This window comes from Halogeometricum sp. S1BR25-6 (genome assembly GCF_031624495.1).
Taxonomy (GTDB): Archaea; Halobacteriota; Halobacteria; order Halobacteriales; family Haloferacaceae; genus Halogeometricum; species Halogeometricum salsisoli.
In genome coordinates this window covers 255,972-274,850 of the sequence record NZ_JAMQOP010000002.1, presented here as the reverse complement: position 1 = coordinate 274,850, position 18,879 = coordinate 255,972, and the positions used below count along the sequence as shown (strand labels likewise).

At 69.1% G+C, this 18,879-nt stretch carries 20 protein-coding genes; 12 read left to right on the top strand and 8 right to left on the bottom strand.

Features of this window, described 5'->3' with window-relative positions:
* The first annotated feature begins 344 nt into the window (after nt 1–344).
* The 3 genes from NDI76_RS11375 (at nt 345) to NDI76_RS11365 (ending at nt 2,616) form a co-directional block, all read left to right on the top strand.
* Entirely contained in the window at nt 345–1,889 is a 1,545-nt protein-coding gene (locus NDI76_RS11375; RefSeq protein ID WP_310924196.1) for an acyl-CoA carboxylase subunit beta, read from the top strand.
* Nucleotides 1,886–2,155 (top strand): DUF8022 family protein, encoded by a 270-nt coding sequence (locus tag NDI76_RS11370; RefSeq protein WP_310924195.1) that lies wholly within the window; start codon nt 1,886–1,888, stop codon nt 2,153–2,155. The genes NDI76_RS11375 and NDI76_RS11370 overlap by 4 nt, the downstream gene beginning before the upstream one ends.
* A 176-nt stretch (nt 2,156–2,331) precedes the next feature.
* Nucleotides 2,332–2,616 (top strand): amphi-Trp domain-containing protein, encoded by a 285-nt coding sequence (locus tag NDI76_RS11365; protein WP_310924194.1) that lies wholly within the window; start codon nt 2,332–2,334, stop codon nt 2,614–2,616.
* A gap of 56 nt (nt 2,617–2,672) precedes the next feature.
* On the opposite strand, the gene NDI76_RS11360 is transcribed toward NDI76_RS11365, so the two are convergent.
* The 5 genes from NDI76_RS11360 to cofD form a co-directional block, all read right to left on the bottom strand.
* Entirely contained in the window at nt 2,673–2,867 is a 195-nt protein-coding gene (locus NDI76_RS11360) for a 30S ribosomal protein S17e (RefSeq protein ID WP_310924193.1), read from the bottom strand.
* Between the two features lie 94 nt (nt 2,868–2,961).
* Nucleotides 2,962–3,576: a DUF447 domain-containing protein gene (locus tag NDI76_RS11355; RefSeq protein WP_310924192.1), complete on the bottom strand. Its 615-nt coding sequence runs from the start codon at nt 3,574–3,576 to the stop codon at nt 2,962–2,964.
* Complete coding sequence (locus NDI76_RS11350; protein WP_310924191.1) at nt 3,573–4,430, bottom strand: triphosphoribosyl-dephospho-CoA synthase; 858 nt, start codon at nt 4,428–4,430, stop codon at nt 3,573–3,575. The genes NDI76_RS11355 and NDI76_RS11350 overlap by 4 nt, the downstream gene beginning before the upstream one ends.
* Nucleotides 4,427–5,236, bottom strand: a complete 810-nt coding sequence (locus NDI76_RS11345) for a tRNA-dihydrouridine synthase (protein WP_310924190.1) — start codon at nt 5,234–5,236, stop codon at nt 4,427–4,429. The genes NDI76_RS11350 and NDI76_RS11345 overlap by 4 nt, the downstream gene beginning before the upstream one ends.
* Nucleotides 5,233–6,240: a 2-phospho-L-lactate transferase gene (gene cofD / locus NDI76_RS11340; protein WP_310924189.1), complete on the bottom strand. Its 1,008-nt coding sequence runs from the start codon at nt 6,238–6,240 to the stop codon at nt 5,233–5,235. The genes NDI76_RS11345 and cofD overlap by 4 nt, the downstream gene beginning before the upstream one ends.
* Nucleotides 6,241–6,330: 90 nt before the next feature.
* Between cofD and NDI76_RS11335 the strand changes: the two genes are divergently transcribed.
* From NDI76_RS11335 to NDI76_RS11315, 5 genes are all read left to right on the top strand, one after another.
* A complete protein-coding gene (locus tag NDI76_RS11335) occupies nt 6,331–6,960 on the top strand; it encodes a hypothetical protein (protein ID WP_310924188.1) in 630 nt (209 codons plus the stop codon).
* A gap of 142 nt (nt 6,961–7,102) precedes the next feature.
* Nucleotides 7,103–7,492: a hypothetical protein gene (locus tag NDI76_RS11330; protein ID WP_310924187.1), complete on the top strand. Its 390-nt coding sequence runs from the start codon at nt 7,103–7,105 to the stop codon at nt 7,490–7,492.
* Between the two features lie 90 nt (nt 7,493–7,582).
* On the top strand, nt 7,583–8,809 hold the full coding sequence (locus NDI76_RS11325; RefSeq protein WP_310924186.1) for an HD domain-containing protein: 1,227 nt from the start codon (nt 7,583–7,585) through the stop codon (nt 8,807–8,809).
* 55 nt (nt 8,810–8,864) lie between these two features.
* Nucleotides 8,865–9,878: an amidohydrolase family protein gene (locus NDI76_RS11320; RefSeq protein ID WP_310924185.1), complete on the top strand. Its 1,014-nt coding sequence runs from the start codon at nt 8,865–8,867 to the stop codon at nt 9,876–9,878.
* A gap of 96 nt (nt 9,879–9,974) precedes the next feature.
* Nucleotides 9,975–10,505, top strand: coding sequence for a universal stress protein (locus NDI76_RS11315; protein WP_310924184.1), 531 nt, complete (start codon nt 9,975–9,977; stop codon nt 10,503–10,505).
* Nucleotides 10,506–10,518: 13 nt separating this feature from the next.
* Here the strand turns inward: NDI76_RS11315 and NDI76_RS11310 are convergent, their stop codons facing one another.
* Complete coding sequence (locus tag NDI76_RS11310) at nt 10,519–11,559, bottom strand: biotin--[acetyl-CoA-carboxylase] ligase (protein WP_310924183.1); 1,041 nt, start codon at nt 11,557–11,559, stop codon at nt 10,519–10,521.
* A gap of 87 nt (nt 11,560–11,646) precedes the next feature.
* Between NDI76_RS11310 and NDI76_RS11305 the strand changes: the two genes are divergently transcribed.
* Nucleotides 11,647–12,219, top strand: a complete 573-nt coding sequence (locus NDI76_RS11305) for a maltose acetyltransferase domain-containing protein (RefSeq protein WP_310924182.1) — start codon at nt 11,647–11,649, stop codon at nt 12,217–12,219.
* A 51-nt stretch (nt 12,220–12,270) separates the two neighbouring features.
* Nucleotides 12,271–12,477 carry a hypothetical protein gene (locus NDI76_RS11300; RefSeq protein WP_310924181.1) on the top strand — a complete coding sequence of 69 codons (207 nt, stop codon included), beginning with the start codon at nt 12,271–12,273 and terminating at the stop codon, nt 12,475–12,477.
* A gap of 28 nt (nt 12,478–12,505) precedes the next feature.
* On the opposite strand, the gene NDI76_RS11295 is transcribed toward NDI76_RS11300, so the two are convergent.
* Nucleotides 12,506–14,314, bottom strand: a complete 1,809-nt coding sequence (locus NDI76_RS11295) for an acetyl-CoA carboxylase biotin carboxylase subunit (protein WP_310924180.1) — start codon at nt 14,312–14,314, stop codon at nt 12,506–12,508.
* 198 nt (nt 14,315–14,512) lie between these two features.
* Between NDI76_RS11295 and asd the strand changes: the two genes are divergently transcribed.
* Nucleotides 14,513–15,550: an aspartate-semialdehyde dehydrogenase gene (gene asd, locus NDI76_RS11290; RefSeq protein ID WP_310924179.1), complete on the top strand. Its 1,038-nt coding sequence runs from the start codon at nt 14,513–14,515 to the stop codon at nt 15,548–15,550.
* A gap of 334 nt (nt 15,551–15,884) precedes the next feature.
* Complete coding sequence (locus NDI76_RS11285; protein ID WP_310924178.1) at nt 15,885–17,663, top strand: multicopper oxidase domain-containing protein; 1,779 nt, start codon at nt 15,885–15,887, stop codon at nt 17,661–17,663.
* Between the two features lie 106 nt (nt 17,664–17,769).
* Here the strand turns inward: NDI76_RS11285 and NDI76_RS11280 are convergent, their stop codons facing one another.
* Entirely contained in the window at nt 17,770–18,735 is a 966-nt protein-coding gene (locus NDI76_RS11280) for a D-2-hydroxyacid dehydrogenase (protein WP_310924177.1), read from the bottom strand.
* Between the last annotated feature and the right edge of the window lie 144 nt (nt 18,736–18,879).

Below are 18,879 nucleotides of genomic sequence, written 5' to 3'. Positions count from 1 at the left end.
CCGGTGGCGCCTAAGGGTGACGGCGGTCGTCCCTCCCGGTCGGGAGAAACCGAGTCGGCGGACCGCGCGCGTCGCGCCGCCCGGACGTCGAAGTCGCGGTCGCTCCCGCCGTCTCGACGGTTCGCTCTTCCGGTCGCTAGTACCACTTCTCCCGTGCAATGGTATCGTGCAACTCTGAGGGGGCGGCTGCATCTCCGTCCGCGACCGGATTCGACGGCGATTCGGGGCGTAGTGACGGATAAAAATCACGACGGACGTCGAACCCTCGATTGCCGTATTGCGGAAACCCTTTTGCGTCCCGTCTGGACGTTCGTGATAATGAGTGCAGGTGGTCCGGCGTGACGATGGACGACCGTATCGACGAACTCCGCGAAAAGCGCGAGCGCGCGCGAAAAGGCGGCGGCGAAGACCGCATCGAGTCCCAGCACGACAAGGGGAAGATGACCGCCCGAGAGCGGATCGACTACTTCCTCGACGACGGGACGTTCAACGAGTTCGACCAGTTCCGAACGCACCGCAACCACAAGTTCGGAATGGAGGAAAAGCAACTGCCCGGCGACGGCGTCGTCACGGGCTACGGCGAAGTCGACGGGCGCAAGACGTTCGTCTTCGCCCACGACTTCACCGTCTTCGGCGGGTCTCTCGGCGAGGTGTTCGCCGAGAAGGTGTCGAAGGTGATGGACAAGGCCGTCGACGTCGGCGCGCCCGTCATCGGCCTCAACGACTCCGCCGGCGCCCGCATCCAGGAGGGCGTCCAGTCGCTCGGCGGGTTCGGCGAGATATTCAGACGGAACACCGAAGCCTCCGGCGTGGTCCCGCAGATTTCGGCCATCATGGGACCGTGCGCCGGCGGCGCCGTCTACTCGCCCGCCATCACCGACTTCACCTTCATGGTGAAAGACACCAGCCACATGTTCATCACCGGCCCGGACGTCATCAAGACGGTCACCGGTGAGGAGGTGACCTTCGAGGAACTCGGCGGCGCGATGACGCACGCCTCAGAGTCGGGCGTGGCGCACTTCGCCTGCGACTCCGAGGAGCAGGCATTGGACCAGATTCGACTCCTGCTGTCGTACCTCCCGCCGAACAACGTGGAGGACCCCCCGCGCGTCGAACCGTGGGACGACCCCGAACGCGCCGACGAGTCGCTCAACTCCGTCGTCCCCGACCAACCCCGAAAGCCCTACGACGCCCACGACGTCATCGACGGTGTCCTCGACGAGGGCTCGTTCTTCGGCGTCCACGAGGAGTTCGCTAAGAACATCGTCGTCGGCTTCGCCCGCCTCGACGGCCACTCCGTCGGCGTCGTCGCCAACCAACCGCGCGTGAACGCCGGAACGCTGGACATCGAAGCCTCCGAGAAGGCGGCGCGCTTCGTGCGCTTCTGTGACTCGTTCAACATCCCCATCGTGACGTTCGTCGACGTGCCCGGGTTCCTGCCCGGCACGGACCAAGAGCACGGCGGCATCATCCGCCACGGCGCGAAACTACTCTACGCCTACTCGGAGGCGACGGTGCCGCTGATGACCGTCATCACGCGGAAGGCCTACGGCGGCGCCTACGACGTGATGGCGTCGAAGCACCTCGGCGCAGACGTCAACTACGCGTGGCCGACGGCCGAAATCGCCGTGATGGGACCGCAGGGCGCGGTGAACATCCTCTACAGCGACGAACTCGACGCCGCGGAGGACCCCGACGCCCGCCGGGACGAACTCATCGAGGAGTACCGCGAGGAGTTCGCCAACCCCTACACGGCGGCGGACAGGGGATTCCTCGACGACGTGCTCGAACCGACGGAGACGCGGGCGCGCCTCGTCGAGGACTTGGAGATGCTGCGCTCGAAGCGGAAGTCCCTGCCCGACAAGAAACACGGGAACATCCCGATATGACCGTCGAGAAGTCCGAACTCACGATTCCGGAGACGGCCGACGACGACGAGGCGGCGGCCATCGCCGCCGCCGTCGCCGCGCACCTCCGCGACAGGCGGGCGGCCGCCGCGGCCGCCGCGGCGTCGGAGGGCGAGGACGACTCGTGGGACGGCCAGCGCTGGTCGTTCGCCGGCCGGTTGGACGGCGTCGGCCGTCGGGCCGCGCGCGTTCCGACGGGCGCGCCGCGCGACGGGTGGACCGCCGCCGGGCGCACCGACCGATTCTGAGTCGGGGGCGCCGTCTCCCGCGAACCGTTCGCGGTCGACGAGCGCGTTCACGCCGTGAGCAGCGCCCGGAGACCGTGTGCGAGGACGGCGACGACGACCGACCTGCTGGTGGAGTCGTCACCCGGACGTCGGCCACCAGGTGCCCTTATTCGCGCTCGCCCCGTAGGTGACGGCGTATGCCCGAAGAGACGCTGTTCAAATCCGAGAGCACGCAGGACAGAGACGAAATCGCGTCGTATCTGCGGAAAGTGGCCGATAACCTCGAAAGCGGGAAGTCGCTGAGCCTGCGCGCCGGCGACCAGTCGGTGACGATGGACCCGCCGCCCCGACTGACCTTCGAGGTGAAGGCCGAACGCGAGGGACCGACGGGGAAACCCGGCGAACTGAGCGTGGAGTTCGAGTTGGAGTGGGACGAGGACGGCGGCGACGGCGGGAGCGGCGGCAGCCTCGAAATCGAGTAGCTCCGGAGCGCGCCGCTCTCCGGTCGACCGATGTCGCGTCGAGAAAGCGCCCCCGTCTACGCCGTCTTGGCCGCGCCGCCCTTCTTTCGCGTGATGTACCCGGCGATGCGGTTTCGCACGCCCTTCGACTCGACGTTCGTGAGTTTGTTGACGCTCTCCTTGTTCGTCTCGAAGTCGGCGTTGAACGCCTGCGGATACTTCTCCAGCAGCACCTTTCCGAGCTGTTTGACGTATTTGGGTTTGATAGCCATGCCCGACGATACCCACAGAGCGCACTAAAACGATTCGTTCCGCGCCCGCCAGCGCGAGAGGGCGTGGCAGGGGTCATCGGAGGGTCGGGCGGGGTCAGTCGCGCCGGCGCTCCCGCCACCCCGACACCTCGTCTATCGTCTCGAACGCCTCTTTCTCCGCCGCGCCGCCGCACCGCTCGACGGTGTCCGCGAAGTAGTCGAGTCTGGAGAGCAGTTCGTCGGTGTCGTAGGCGGGCACGTCGAGGCGCGACGCCGCGACGGTGGCGTCTATCACGGCGGCGAACCCGCGGTTGATGGTGGGCACCGTCTCGGAGACGACGCGCGCGTCGGCGGGTCGAAGCTCCCACTCCTCCCAGCGCGTGCCGCCGCGTTCGCCGCCGTCGACGCGGCGGACCTCCACTTCGACCCACGCGTGCGCGGCGTCGAGGACCGGGGCGTCCTCCTCGCGGACGGTCATCGCCGCGGAGACGAACTCGCGGGGGTCCGAGACGAACTGGACGACGCCGCCCCCGCGCCGGTGGAAGTTTCGCCGCGTGCGCGTGTTCCCCCACGTCGTCGCGGTCACCGGTTCCCCCGGTTCGTCCGGCGCGCGCAGACCGAGGGCGGCGACGTTCCAGCGGTCGTTCGGACCGAGCGTCGTCACCACCGACTCGGTGACGCCGCGGAGGGCGACGGGCCACCCGTCGGCCTCGGGTTCCGAGTCGCTCACACGGACACCCCCCGTTCGAGGGCGACGAACGCCGCCGCGCAGACGAGGTCGGCGGTCGTTCCCGGGTTGATACCCTCCGCGACGAGCGCCTCGGCCAGTTCGGTCACCTCCGCCCTGTCGCCGCGGGCCTCGGCCGCCCGGCGGCGCACCTCCGCGGCCGTCTCGGGACCGTGGTTCGTCCGCACGAGGCTGTCCTCCCCGTCGGCGAGGCGGTCCACGAACGCCCGGGCGATTCGGTCCGGGACGGGGCCGTCGTCCGCGCGGATGGTCTCCGCCGTCTCGAACGTGGCGGCGAAGCCGTCCCTCCACTCGGCGGCGTTGCCGTCGCCCTCGCTCGCGGCCATCACGTCGGACAGCGTCATCCCACGCGCTCTGAGCGCCGGCACCGCGTCGCTCCCGCGGCGGACGTCGAGGTCGGACATCGACTCCGGCGGGTCGTCGACGGCGACGTCGACGTGCTCGAACGCCCGGTAGAAGTCCGCGGCGTCGGCGACGGTGGTCGACTCGACGATTTCGGTGACGCCGGCGGGCGAGAGGTCGCCCGCGGCCGCCGCGCGCACGAGGGGGACGAGCAGGAGCAGACAGCCGAACTGCGTGTTGCCTCCTTCCTGGTGGCGCATCCCGCGGACGGCGCGTTCGAAGGCGACGCCGACGGGCGCGCCGGACTCGGCCCGGCGGAGGCCCTCGGCCGACCCGACGGCGCCCGCGAGGAAGTGCTCGAAGCGGAGGTCAGAGAGGTCGCGCGCGCGGTCGACGTTGCCGGGTTTCGGCGTCCCGGCGAGTTCGAGCAGGAGCGCGAGTTGGGCGTTCTCGGCGGACGTTCGGGGATGCTGCCGTTCTGCAACTCCGCTCACGGCCGGCCCTCCGATGGGTCGGGCGTCGTCGCCGCCCCCGACTCACTCGTTCGTTCCCCGTCGAACCAGTCGTCGACCGCCCGCCGGACGCGACGGAGGACGCGCGGGTCGGTGCTCGGCCGGCCGACGCTCACCGCGTCCGCGCCGTGGCCGAGGTACTCGCGGACGCTCGCCTCGCCTCGCACGCCGTTGTTGGCGACGACGAACAGGGGCGCCTCGGCCACCTCCGCGACGACGTCCTCGGAGTCCATCGCGTCGACGTGTATCAGCGAAGCACCCGCGTCCGCGATTCGCTCCGCCGTCTCCGCGAGGTCCACGCCGTCGACTTCGGCGCGGACTTTCGCGCTCACCGTCGCCCCCTCGTCGGCCGCGGCGGCGACGTACTCGCACAGTCTGTCCGTGTCACGGAGGAGCGTCTCGCCGCACCCGACGGCGCGGAGTTCGTCCTGTCGACAGTGGGCGTTCACTTCGAGGACGGCGCCGCGGTCGGCGCAGACTCGGGCGGCCTCGCGCACCGGGTCGACCGTCGCGCTCCGGACGTTGACCGCGGCCTCGACGTCGACGTCGGCGAGGGCGTCGAGTTCGCCGGCGACGAACGCGAGGGGGTCCGCGGGCAGGAACTCGTTTCGGTCGCGCGCGACGAGTTCCCGCGCCGCGTCTCTGCTCTCCCCGTCCAGACTGACGCCGCCGAGAACAGCCATCCCGGCGTGGGGGGCGGCCGCCCGCGCCCACGCGGCGTCGCTCTCGCCGCTGAGGCTGGCGAGGGCGAGGCGGGGGTCGAAGTCGAAGTTCACGTCCGGAGTCATCGGGGCACCTCCGCTCCGACCTCCGCCAGCGCGGATTCGACGGCGCGAGCGACGCGCGCGGCGTCCTCTGGGCCGTCCATCTCCGTATCGGTTCTGACGACGGGCCGGTTCAACTCCGTGCCGTCCGCCGAGTCCAGGACGAACGCGTCGGCGAACGGGTAGGCGTCGGCGACGCCGCGGGTGGAGGGATCGAGACCGACGCCCTCCATCAGTTTCGCCGCCGGCCCGGAGAACACGCGGTCCTCGACGAACGGCGAGACGGCGACGACGGGCGTCGATTCGAGGGCGTCGCGGAAAGCGTCCATTGCCAGCATCGGCCCGAGGCTGGTGACGGGGTTCGACGGGCCGACGACGACAGGGTTCGCGAGGGCGTCGAGGACGGCGTCGGTGGGGTCGGCCTCGCCCGCCCCGCGGAACTCGACTTCCTCGACGGCGGGTTCGGCGCGGCGGTGGACCCAGTACGCCTGAAAGTGCATCGTCCCCTCGTCGGTGTGGACGATAGTGGCGACGGGGTCGTCCGACATCGGGAGCAGTTCGCGTTCGAGACCGAACGCGTCGGCGAGCGTCCGCGTCACCTCGGTGAGTGTGTGCCCCTCGTCGAGGAGGGAGGTGCGAGTGAGGTGGACGGCGCGGTCCCTGTCGCCGATTTCCATGAACTCGGCCACGCCTGAAAAGCGGCGCCACCGGGCGATGTCTCTCCCGGAGACCTGCCCCTCGTCGGCGAGATAGCGGGGACCGCCGTCGAGGCCGGCGGCCTCGGCGAGGCGGTGGAGTTCGTCGTCCGTCGCCGTCGTGTCGCCCTCGATGCCCCACCAGCGCTCGGTGTCGAGGACGCCGCCGCCGTGGAACAGGACGGTGTCGACGTCCGGGCAGACGAGGTGCCCCCCGAGTTCGATATCGTCGCCGGTGTTGGCGACCACCGTCGTCTCCGCAGGGTCGAACACCTCGCTCGCGCCGTCGAGCAGTTTCGGGGTGCCCGTCCCCCCGGCGAGAAACGTGACCATGTCCCCGTAGAGGCCCACGGGCGGTTTCAACCATTCGCTCACGGAGCGGTCCCGGCAAGGGCTTTCCGACCGCGGGACCAAAGGAAGATGATGTCAGACCGTTCTTCGAGCGACCGCGTCCGCGTCGTCGCGGCCGCACTCATCGTCCTCCTTGCTCTCGCCGCGCCGACGTACGGCGTTCTCGCACTCGCCGACGTCTCCGCCGCGGAGTTCAACACCTCGGCGACCGGTTCGACGACGACGGCGTCGGCGACGACGAACGGGTCCGGCCCGGTCGTCGCCGACGCGACGGTGGTCGTTCGCGCGCCCGACTCGGTCCGACCCCGCCTCGAACGGAGCCTCCGCGAGTCGTTCGCCGAGCGCGGGTTCGACGTGACGGTCGCCTCCGAGGTTCCTGACGACGGGTCGCCCGTCCTCGTCGTCGCCGTCGACTCGTGGGACGCGCGCTGGAATCCGGTGACGCCCTCGGCGACGGTGACGTGGCGCACCGCCTTCGACGCGAACGGGCACGAAGACCACGTGACGGCGGCCCTCGCGGGCGACCCGATTCGCTTCGACTCGCGGAACGGGTCGGACGTCGTCGTCGCCGGTGACTACCGACTCGAAGATGGAGCGACCGGCCTCGTCTCGCGCCCGGCGTACGAGCGTCACCTCGCGTCGGTCGTCGCCGAGGAGACGGCGTCGCGGACGCTCGAAGGGGTTCGGAGCGAATCGGCGTGACCGGCGCCGGGTCCGAACGTCGGGACGGCGACCGGCGAGTCGACCCCCGGCGCTCCGGCGCGCCCGCGCACCCGACTGAGAATCGGACAGTCACGGGACGCCGCGAACTCGTTTACGTACTGACGCAGCGTACGGAGGGACCATGAACGACAGAGCGCTGCTCTCGGGGCTGTTTGTCGGCGTCGCCGTGGGACTGTTGGGCGGACCGGGACTTCCCTACGCCGAGGCCGACCTCCCGATGCTCGGCGCCGGGCTTTCGGGGCTTCTGGCCGGCGGCGTCGCCGGCTACGTCAACGCCGGAACGATGGGACGCGACGCCGCCTACGGCGTCGCGGCGGCCGCCGCGGGGAGCCTCCTGCTCGGGGGAGTGCTGCTAGCCCTGGGCGACGCCACCACCGCGTTCGGTCTCACGGCCGGTCTCGCGACGCTGCTGTTCGTCGTCGTGACCGTCGTCCCCGGTGCCCTCGGCGGCGCGTTGGGCGGAACGCTGGCCGACGCGGGCAGCACGCGACGTCCCGGCCCGGCCGCCTGAGTCGGGGCGGGAGCGCTCGGCGACGTCGCGAGACGGCCGGTTCGACCCCCCGCCCGACGGTTTTTATCCGAAGACGACACAACGCTCGGTATGACGACCATCAAGGACAGCGTCCACGACCACATCGAGGTCGAGGGCGTCGCCGAGGCCCTCCTCGACACCGAGGAGGTGCAACGGCTCCGACACATCAAGCAGTTGGGGACGGTCCAACTCGTCTACCCGTCGGCGAACCACACGCGCTTCGAGCACTCGCTGGGCGTCTACCACCTGGCCTCCCGCGCCCTCGACCACCTCGGCATCGGGGGCGTGCAGGCCGAGCGAATCCGCGCCGCCTCCCTCCTCCACGACGTGGGACACGGCCCGTACAGCCACAACGTCGAGAGCGTCACCTACCGCCACACGGGCAAGTACCACGACGACGTGCACGAACTCATCGCCGAGGGCGCGGTGGGGCGCGTCCTCCGCGACCACGACTTGGAGCCGGCGACGATAGCCGACCTCGTCGCCGGCGAGGGGAAGTACGGCCAACTGGTGTCGGGGGAGTTGGACGTCGACCGGATGGACTATCTCGTGCGCGACGCCCACCACACCGGCGTCCCCTACGGCACTATCGACCACGAGCGGCTGATTCGGGAACTCACCTTCGTCGACGGCGAACTCGTCCTCGACGAGGGGAACGTCCAGACCGCGGAGTCCCTGCTGCTCGCCCGCGCGCTGATGAACCCGACCGTCTACCAGCACCACGTCGCCCGAATCTCGAAGGCGATGCTCAGGCGGGCGAGCGAACGACTCCTGCGGCAACCCGACCTCACGGCCGACCGACTCCGCCGGATGGACGACCACGACCTCGTCGCCGCCCTCCGGATGACGCCCGAGACGAGCGCGTTTGCCGAGCGCCTCGGCAGCCGCGACCTGTACAAGCGGGCGGTCTGGGCGGAGATGGACGCCGTCCCGGACGACGTCATCGACGCCGACCATACCGTCTACCGCGACTTCGAGGCGGCCATCGCGGACCGCGTCGACGTCGACCCCGAGTCGGTCATCGTCGACGTCCCCCCGCGGCCGTCGATGACCGAGTCGACCACGCGCGTGATGGTCAGCGGCGAGATACGACGGCTCGGCAAGCAGTCGCCGCTCGTGTCCGCCCTCCGGACCGCCCAGAGCCAGCAGTGGCGCTTCGGCGTCTACGCGCCCGCCGGGGAGACGGCGGCCGTCGGCCGCGCCGCCGTCGAGGAGATGGGTCTCGACATCGACGGCGCCCTCGTCTCGGACGTCCGCCACGGCGTCAACGCGACGCTCGACGAGTTCGCGGGGTGAGTCGTCGTCCAAACGGGTCGGGAGTTTCAAGCCGTATCCGAGGCGAGTGTCGACCATGATCGTCGAGGGAACCATCCTCCGCGGGCGCGACTTCGACCCGGTCGAAGGGCGCGTCGTCGTCGAAGACGGCGAGATTTCGGCCGTCGAAGAGGCGAGCACCGATTCCGAGAACATCGTCCTGCCGGCGTTCGTCAACGCCCACACCCACATCGGCGACTCCATCGCCAAGGAGGCGGGGTCGGGGCTGTCCTTGGACGAGTTGGTCGCGCCGCCGGACGGCCTGAAGCACCGACTGCTCCGCGCGGCGAGTCGCGAGGAGAAGGTCGAGGCGATGCGGCGGTCGCTGCGCATGATGGCGGCGACGGGGACGGCGACCTGCATCGAGTTCCGCGAGGGCGGCGTCGAGGGCGTCGAAGCCATCCGCGCGGCCGCGGACGGACTCGACATCGACCCGGTCGTCCTCGGGCGCGAGACGGCCGACGCGATGCGCGCGTCGGACGGGTTCGGCGCCTCGGGCGCCCGCGACGCCGAGTTCGCCGACCTCCGCGAGGCGACGCGCGAGGCGGGGAAGCTGTTCGGCATCCACGCCGGCGAGCGCGACTCGCTCGATATCGACCCCGCCTTGGACCTCGACCCCGACTTCGCGGTCCACATGGTTCACCCCGAGCAGTCGCACTTAGAGCGCATCGCGGACAGCGAGGTGCCGATAGTGCTCTGCCCGCGGTCGAACCTCGTCACGAACGTCGGCGTCGCGCCGGCGCGCGAGTTGGTCGACCGGACCACCGTCGCCCTCGGCACGGACAACGTGATGCTCAACTCGCCCTCCATGTTCCGCGAGATGGAGTTTCTCGACAAACTCGCGGACGTGTCCGCTGCCGAGGTGCTGCGGATGGCGACGGTCAACGGCGCCGAGTTGGCGGGGAAGAACTACGGCGTCGTCGAGGCGGGGCGGGAGGCGAAACTGCTCGTCCTCGACGGCGACTCCGACAACCTCGCCGGCGCGAAGGACCCCGTCCGCGCCGTCGTCCGGCGCGCCGGGCAGGCGGACGTGAGCGACGTCCTGCTCTGAACGGCTCGCTCGTCGCCGCTCGGAGAGGTTTCGGTTCGTAACGGTCTTTGGAGATAGAATTAAGCGTCCGAGCCGACTATCGTGGGGTGAGTTACCATGATGTACCAGCGCATCCTCGTCCCGACCGACGGTTCGGCCGGGTCCGCGCGCGTTCTCGAACACGCCGTCGGACTCGCGGCCGTCCACGGCGCGACCGTCCACGCCCTGTACGTCATCAACAGCGGGAGCTTCGCCGGCCTCCCGATGGAGTCCTCGTGGGAGGGACTGGACGAGATGCTGCGCTCGGACGGCGAAGCGGCGATGGAAGCGGTCCGCGCCGCCGCGGCGGAGGCGGACGTCCCCGTCGAGACGACGATCGCCGAGGGAACGCCCAGCCGCGAGATAGTCACGTTCGCCGAGCAGGAAGGCTGCGACCTCATCGTGATGGGGACGCACGGTCGCGGCGGCATCGACCGCCTGCTCCTCGGCAGCGTCGCGGAGAAGGTGGTTCGCGCCTCGGAGGTGCCGGTGCTCACCGTGCGGGTCGGCGACGTCTCGGAGACCGAGGAGGCTCTCGGGGCCGAATCGGACGCCGGGACCGAGTCCGACGCCGACGGGGACGCCGAGACGGGCGTCGAAGCCGACTGACTGCTGACTACGACTACCGGTCCTCCGACCGGGCGGGTCTGAGATGCTCGCAGTCGCCCGCGTGGACGATGCGTTCGCCCTCGTCGGTCCGCACGACGAGCGCTCCCGGCGTGCGCACGTCGACGGCCTCGCCCTCGACGACGCCGCCAGGCGTCTCGACGCGCACGTACCGACCGAGCGTCGCGGCGTGTTCGCGCCACGCCGGAAGAATCGAGTCGGGGTCGGCGGTCAACTCGGCGAACGCCTCCAGCACGCGCTGACAGAACGCCCGCAGGTCGGCGTCGCCGACTTCCTCGCGGACGCTCGTCGCCCCTGGCGGTAAGTCCTCAATGTCGACGTTGACGTTCGCGCCGATGCCGACAACGACCCACGACACCCGGTCGGCCTCGCCCTCCATCTCGGTGAGGACGCCGGCGAGTTTGCGGCCGCCGCGGGCCGAGTCGGAGTCGCTGTCCGCGAGGTCAGCGTTAACTGACGTGCCCTCGCTCACGGGCACTCCGTCGGACGACTCCGATGTGTTCTCGCTCGTTTCACTCACGAGGACGTCGTTCGGCCACTTTATCGACGCGTCCACGCCGGCCTCGCGCGCCGCCCGCGTCACGGCGACGGCCGCCGCGAGCGTGTAGAGGGGGGCGTGCGCCGGCGGAATCTCCGGTCGGAGGACGAGACTCACCCAGAGGCCGCCGGCCGGAGCGGTCCACTCGCGGCGGAGTCGACCCCTGCTTCCGGTCTGTTCGTCGGCGACGACGGCGACGTCCGAGGCGCCCGCAGCGGCGAGTTCCCGCCCGCGGTCGTTCGTGCTACCGAGTCGCTCGTGGAACTCCACCTCGTAGGGGGCGTCGAGGCCGAACGCGAGGGCCGCCGCGCCGTACTCGGGCACGCCGGTGACCCGATAGCCGTCGTCGCCGCTCTCGACTCCGAACCCCTCCTCGCGGAGGGCCTCGACCTGCTTCCAGACGGCGGCGCGGGAGACGCCGAGTCGCTCGGCGAGTTCGGGACCGGCCGTCGGTCCCCCGGCGAGGGCGTCGAGGAGGGCGCGGCGCGTCTCGTTCATACCGGGGGTGAGGCAAGCGAGGGCAAAAGCGCCGGGGGTCCGCGGCGGCGCGCAAGAACGAAGTCGGGCGGCGACGAGAGGCGAACGATGTCCCCGGAGCGAGACGGCGAGACGGAGAAAGAGAAGATGCTGGCGGGGGAGTTGTACGACCCGTCGGACCCGACGCTGGTCGAAGAGCGCCGCGCGGCGCGTCGGCTGACCGAGACGTACAACGCGACGGGCGCCGACGAGGACGACCGGCGGGAGTCCCTCCTACGGGACCTGTTCGGCTCCGTCGGCGAGGACCCGCTCGTCGAACCGACGTTCAAGTGCGACTACGGCTACAACGTCCGCGTCGGCGACTGCTTCTTCGCCAACTTCGACTGCGTGATTCTCGACGTCTGTCCCGTCGAGTTCGGCGACGACTGCATGCTCGCCCCCGGCGTCCACGTCTACACGGCGACGCACCCCCTCGACGCGGCGGAACGAGTCGCCGGCGAGGAGTACGGCAAGCCGGTCACCGTCGGCGACCGGGTGTGGTTCGGGGGGCGGGCCGTCGTCAACCCCGGCGTGACCATCGGCGACGACAGCGTGGTCGCCTCGGGCGCCGTCGTCACCCGCGACGTACCCGACGAGGTGGTCGTGCAGGGCAACCCCGCCGAAGTCGTCAAGGAACTCTGAGTCCGGCGACGGCCGGTGGGTCTTTGCCCGTTCTGGGTGTTCGAAGTACGCATGCCTGACTTCGGAAACCCGGCCGGCTTCGACATCGCGACGGTCCTGACCGGTTCGGGAATCACGTTACTGCTGTCGGCGGGAATTATGCGCTACGGCGAGCGATTCCAGTACACCGCCGCCGAACTGTACGGCATCGGCGGCGCGGCGCTCATCGTCCTCGGCGTCGTGTTCGGTCTGATTCTCGTCGTCGCCGGCTACCGCTGACCACTCGAAAGAAACTGATTCGCGGCCGCTACTCCAAGACGACCAGCACGTCGCCCATGTCGACGCTCTCGCCCTCGCCGACGAGCACCTGCGCGACGGTGCCGCCGCGTTCGGCGACCACGTCGTTCTCCATCTTCATCGCCTCCAGGACGCAGACCACGTCGCCGCTCTCGACCTCGTCGCCCTCCTCGACGTCCACCGAGAGGATGGTGCCCTGCATCTCGGCGGCTATCTGCTCGCCGCCCTCGACGGCGACCGTCTCCGAGTCGTCCTCTTCGGCCTCGTCGGGACGCGAGCGGGTGTTCCCGCCCGCGTTCCCGCTTCCGCCGCCCGCCGGAACCTGCACGGCGGGCGCGCCGCGTTCTTCGAGGCTGACCTCGAAGCGCTTGCCGTTGACCTCGACGGTGAAGTCGCGTTCGGTGACCTCCTCGTCGGCCTCGTCCTCGCTCTCGGCGTCGGCCGGTCCCCACTTCTCGACGGCCTGCTCGATTCTCGTCCTGTCCAGTTCCTCGTCGAGGTACTTCGTCGTGTGCTCGCCCGCCCGGAACGTCTCGTCGGTGAGCATCAACCGGTGGAACGGGATGATGGTGTGGAAGCCGTCGATTTCGAACTCTTCGAGGGCGCGTTCCGACCGCGCGAGACACTCCTCGCGGTCGCCCGCGGTGACGATGAGTTTCGCTATCATCGAGTCGTAGTCGGTCACCAGGTCGTCGCCCTGTCGGAGGGCGTCGTCCAGTCGGACGCCGAACCCGCCCGGCGGGTCGTACGTCTCCAGTTCGCCGCCCGGGGCGGGCGCGAAGTTGTTCGCGGCGTTCTCCGCGTTGATGCGGAACTCGATGGAGTGACCCTCTATCTCGACGTCGTTCTGCTCGAAGCCCAGTTCCTCGCCGGCGGCGACGCGCAGTTGCCACTTCACCACGTCGATGCCGGTCACCTGCTCCGTCACGGTGTGTTCGACCTGAATCCGGGTGTTCACCTCCATGAAGAAGAACTCCCCGTCCTCCACCAGGAACTCCACCGTCCCGGCGTTCGTGTAGTCGGCGGCGTCGACGCCGCGGCGCGCCGCCTCACCGATTCGTTCGCGCAGGTCCTCGCCGAGGGCGGGTGAGGGCGCCTCCTCGATGACCTTCTGGTGGCGGCGCTGGAGGGAGCAGTCCCGTTCGCCGAGGTGGCGGACGTTGTCGTGGTGGTCCGCGAGAATCTGTACCTCGATGTGCCGGGGTGATTCGAGGTACTTCTCGACGTAGACCGAGGCGTTGTCGAAGTACGCCTCGCCCTCCCGCTGTGCGGTTTCGAGTTGCTCTTCGACCTCGTCCTCGTCGTAGACGACCTTCAGACCGCGGCCGCCGCCGCCGCCCTCGGCCTTGATGGCGACGGGGTAGCCGTACTCGTCGGCTATCTCCTTGACCTCGTCGGCGGACTCGACGGGTTCGGTGGTGCCGGGGACGACGGGGACGTCGGCCTCCTGCATCAGCGCGCGCGCCTTCGTTTTCTCGCCGAGTCGCTCCATCGCCGCGGCGGAGGGGCCGACCCACGTCATCTCCGACTCTTCGACCTTGGCGGCGAAGTCGGCGTTCTCCGCGAGGAAGCCGTAGCCGGGGTGGATGGCGTCAGCGCCGGCCTTCTCGCCGGCCTCGATGACCGCCTCGTGGTCGAGGTAGGAGTCCGCCGCGCGGGCGGGCCCGACGTTGTACGCCTCGTCGGCGTAGCGCACGTGCCCCGAGTGCTTGTCGGCGTCGCTGTAGACGGCGACGGTGCGCACGCCCAACTCCTTGCACGCCCGCATCACGCGGACGGCTATCTCTCCGCGGTTGGCGACGAGAACCTTACTGAACATTTGCGGGAGTATACCCGAACGCGGCACCTCATTCTATCGGTTCGGTACGGTTCCGGCTTCGACGCCCGTCGAACCCGTCGCGGCGTCGGAGTGGACGAACGTCTGTCGAGCGGGAGACTGCGGCCTCGAAGGTGAACGTTCGTGAAATACGCCTCGAATCCAAACGGCCTTATGGGTGTGCCACGGAAAGCCACGGCAATGGTAGTACGAGTCGGTATCCTCGGCGCGACCGGTGCGGTCGGACAGCGATTCATCCAACTTCTCGACGACCACCCGACGTTCGAACTCGCGGCGCTGACCGCCAGCGAGGAGAGCGCGGGCAAGACCTACCGCGACGCGGCGAAGTGGCGCGTGAACGCCCCCATCCCGGACGATATCGCGGGGATGGAGGTCGGGCCGACGAAACCGGAGGCCGTCCCGGACGACGTCGACCTTCTGTTCTCCTCGCTCCCCTCCGGCGTCGCCACCGAGGTGGAACCCGAGTTCCTCCACGAGGGCTACGTCGTCTCCTCGAACTCCTCGAACGACCGCATGGCTCCCGACGTGCCGCTTACCATTCCCGAAATCAACCCCGGCCACCTCGACCTCATCGAGGTCCAACGGGACGAACGCGGCTGGGACGGCGCCCTCGTGAAGAACCCGAACTGCTCGACCATCACGATGGTGCCGACGCTGGCCGCCCTCGACGACGCGTTCGACCTCGAATCCGTCCGCGTCTCCACCCTCCAGGCCGTCTCCGGCGCGGGCTACTCCGGCGTCACGTCGATGGAGATAATCGACAACGCCATCCCGCACATCGGCGGCGAGGAGAACAAGATGGAGACCGAGTCCAGAAAGCTGCTCGGCGAGTTCGACGGCGCCGACGTCGAACTGCACGGGATGGAGGTCGCCGCCTCCTGCAACCGCATCCCGACCATCGACGGCCACCTGGAGAACGTCTTCGCGGAGACGGCCGAGGAGGCGACGGTCGAGGACGCCGCCGAGGCGATGCGCTCCTACGAGGGCGTCGACCTGCACAGCGCCCCCGAACAGCTCATCCAGGTCTTCGAGGACCCCGTGCGGCCCCAGCCGCGTCTGGACCGCGACCGCGGCGACGGCATGCAGATTTCCGCGGGCGGGATTCAGACGACGGGCACGGGTCTGAAGTACAACTGCCTCGCGCACAACACGATTCGCGGCGCGGCCGGCGCCTCCCTGCTGAACGGAGAACTGCTGGTCGAAGAGGGCTGGGTCTGAGGGTCGATTGGTCGGGTCGCACGGCGCCGCACAGCGGTCCCGGCCGTCCCTCGGTCGCTCGTTGAGGACGGGACCTTTGTCTCAATTCAGATAAATGTCGAGTTTATCCGCTCGCGGCACGCCGCTTCCGGCGGGGTCCGCCGGACGGTAGTGTCCGTTTCCTCAGAACCGCACCCCGATGGAGTCGCCCCGCTTCTGCCGCGAATCCTCTTTCCCCCGGAAATAATTGCCACGTTAGCGGTAGTGTCCCGATAGTCTATCAGAGAAGTGTCAATATTACAAAGTCCATGCTAACTATTGTCGGGGGGAGAGGGTTGGGACCCTCGTGAAACCGATGACAGACGAGCACTCACAGTCGAACCGGAGAATCGACCGCCGAACGGTCCTGAAGACGGGCGCAGCACTCGGAACCGCCGCGATGCTCCCGGTCGCCGCGAGGCCGGCGGTGGCGACCGATCTGACCTCGCCGGGGTTCGGTCTCGACGACCTCGAGTGGCAGGACGTCGACATAGAGGACGCGATACCGGACGTCATGGCGTCGTCGGGGACGCGCCGAGGGGTACCGTACTACAGAATAGAGATGGCTCCCGGAATGCACCAACACCACCCGGCCATGGACCCGACCCCAGTCTGGGGGTACAAGGGGCCGAACGACGAGGAGGGTCAATACCCGGGGAAGACCATCGAGGGCCGCGTGAACCAGCCGATGAAGGTCGAGTTCGTCAACGAACTCCCCGAGAGTCACCTCTTTGACGTCGACACGGAAGTCCACGGGACGAAGCTGTCGGACTACAGCGACCGGTATCCGGAGTGGACCGACCAGTTTGCAGACTCCAGCGAATTTCCGGAGGTCAGGGCGGTGACGCACGCCCACGGCCTCCACGTGGAGTCCGCGAGCGACGGCCTACCCGAGCAGTGGACGTCGCCGGACGGCATCGAGGGACCACAGTTCGTCAAGGACGTCTACGATTACACGAACCGACAGGACCCGGCGACGCTGTGGTATCACGACCACGCCCTCGGCCTGACGCGTCTCAACGTCTACGCCGGACTCGCCGGCTTCTTCCTCCTCCGAGGTCCGCAGGAAGAGCGACTCGGCCTCCCCAGCGGTGACAAGGAGGTCCCGATTCTCTTTCAGGACCGGGCATTCGATGGAGATCCGGACGACGATGCCCCCGACAGGTACCAGTACCCCTCGAGCTTCGAAGCCGAAGTCTCCGGCGACGTCTCCGTAGTCAACGGACAGGCGTGGCCCCGTTTCAGCGTCGATCCCGGACAGTACCGGTTCCGGTTCCTCAACGGGTCGAACGGGCGGTTCTTCAACGTCCGACTGGAGAGCGAGGACGGCGAAGACCCGCCGACGATGTATCAGATCGGGACCGACCTCGGGTTCCTCCGGGACGTGGTTCCCATCGGACCGGACGAAGCCACGGAGTCGCTTCTCCTCGGGCCGGCCGAACGTGCGGACGTCGTCGTCGACTTCTCCGATTTCGCCGGCGAGACGCTGACGGTCACCAACGACGCGGACTTCCCGTTCCAGAGTCCCGGTGCGTCGACCGGGACGGACGGCGCGGGTCTCCCGGAGTTGGCGCAGTTCACGGTGAGAGACGAGACGCCGCAGGACCCCGCAGTCGACCCGACCTCGCTTCGCCTGCCCGGTCCGGAGGTGCTCAAGGAGGAGGCGGCGGTGCAGACCCGACGGATGGGGCTGGACACGGGGGCGCTGAACGGATTGGACACCCACTTCCTCGACGAAGAGGGCGGCCGACCCGCCCCGGGCGAACACTGGGGGGACCCCGTGCTGACCAAGCCCCAACTCGGGACCACTGAGGTCTGGGAACTGGAGAACCGGACCGGCGACGCCCATCCCATCCACCTGCATCTCGTGGATTTCCAAGTCCTCGGGAGAGGCCCGAACGGAACCGACGCCCCGGAACCGACCGAACGAGGGAACAAAGACACCGTGAACGTGTACGCCGGCGAGACGGTCCGAATCGCCAGCCGGTTCGGGAACTTCGCCGGGCGGTACGTCTGGCACTGCCACATCCTCGAACACGAGGACCAGGAGATGATGCGGCCCTACGAAGTCGTCACAGGGGGGTCGAACGAGTAGTCGGACGCCCTGACGGGACGAAGCGACGGGAAGGAACGGGAGGGCTTCCGAGGCCGTGCGGCTCTCGCGGGCCGCTTGGTGCGCCCGTACGCCCGAGTCGTCCCGTCTACACCTGATTCCGCAGTTCCTCCTCGCCCGACTCCAACCGCTCTAAGTTCTCCTCGATGATGTCCGTCATGCGCTCCCAGTACTCCGGCGTGTGACCCGCGTTGTGCGGCGTGATGAGCACGTTGTCGAAGCCCCACAGTTCGTGGTCGTCGGGGAGCGGTTCGGGGTCGGTCACGTCGAGGGCCGCGCCGCGGACGGCGTTGCCGCGCAGGGCGTCGAGGAGGGCGTCGGTGTCGACGACGGGACCGCGGCCGACGTTGATGAGGACCGTCTCGGGGTCCATCGTCTTGAACGCGTCCGCGTCCAGAATGCCGCGCGTGGTGTCCGTCAGGGGGCAGGCGACGACGACGTAGTCCGAGCGAGCGAGGGCGTCGTGGAAGCCCGACTCGTCCTCGAAGCCGACGACTTCGTCCGTGGGGCCGCCCTTCTCCGGGGAGTAGCGCACGCCGATGGTGTCGACGCCGAACGGTTCCAGACGGTCGACGACGGCCTGCCCGATGGCGCCGAGGCCGAGCACCGTCACCGTCGACCCCTGTAGCTCGTAGGTAGGGTACGAGCGCCACTCGTTGCGCTGTTTCTGCCGCCACCCGACGTGGAACCGGCGGGAGAAAGAGAGGATGCCGCCGAGCACCTGTTCGGCGATGTTCGGGCCGTGGACGCCCGAGGCGTTGGTGACGGCGACGCCGCGTTCGTCGAGGGCCTCGAGGGGGAGGTGGCCCGTCCCGGCGAACACGCAGGCGAACAGTTCGAGGTTCTCCGCCTCCGCGAGGGCGTCCTCCTCGATGGAAAAGCCCGTCGCGACGGACACCCGCTTCAGTAGGTCCCGCTCCTCCGTCGGCGTCCGCGCGAGGGCGATATCCTTCTCCGGGAGTCGCTCTCTGAGCGTCTCCGCGTACTCCTCGGCGGACAGTCCGTGAATCTTCTGTCGAAGCACTGCGATGTCGGGCGCGTCGTCTTGACTCATCGTTGGCACTCCCTTCCGAAAGCGGCTACAAAGGACCACCTCATCCGGCGGGCGGTGCCGTTTCCGGTGGCACTCCCGTCGTGTCACGACCGTGCCGACGGGGGCGACGGGATGCGGTTCGCCTTCACTGACGTATCGACCGCC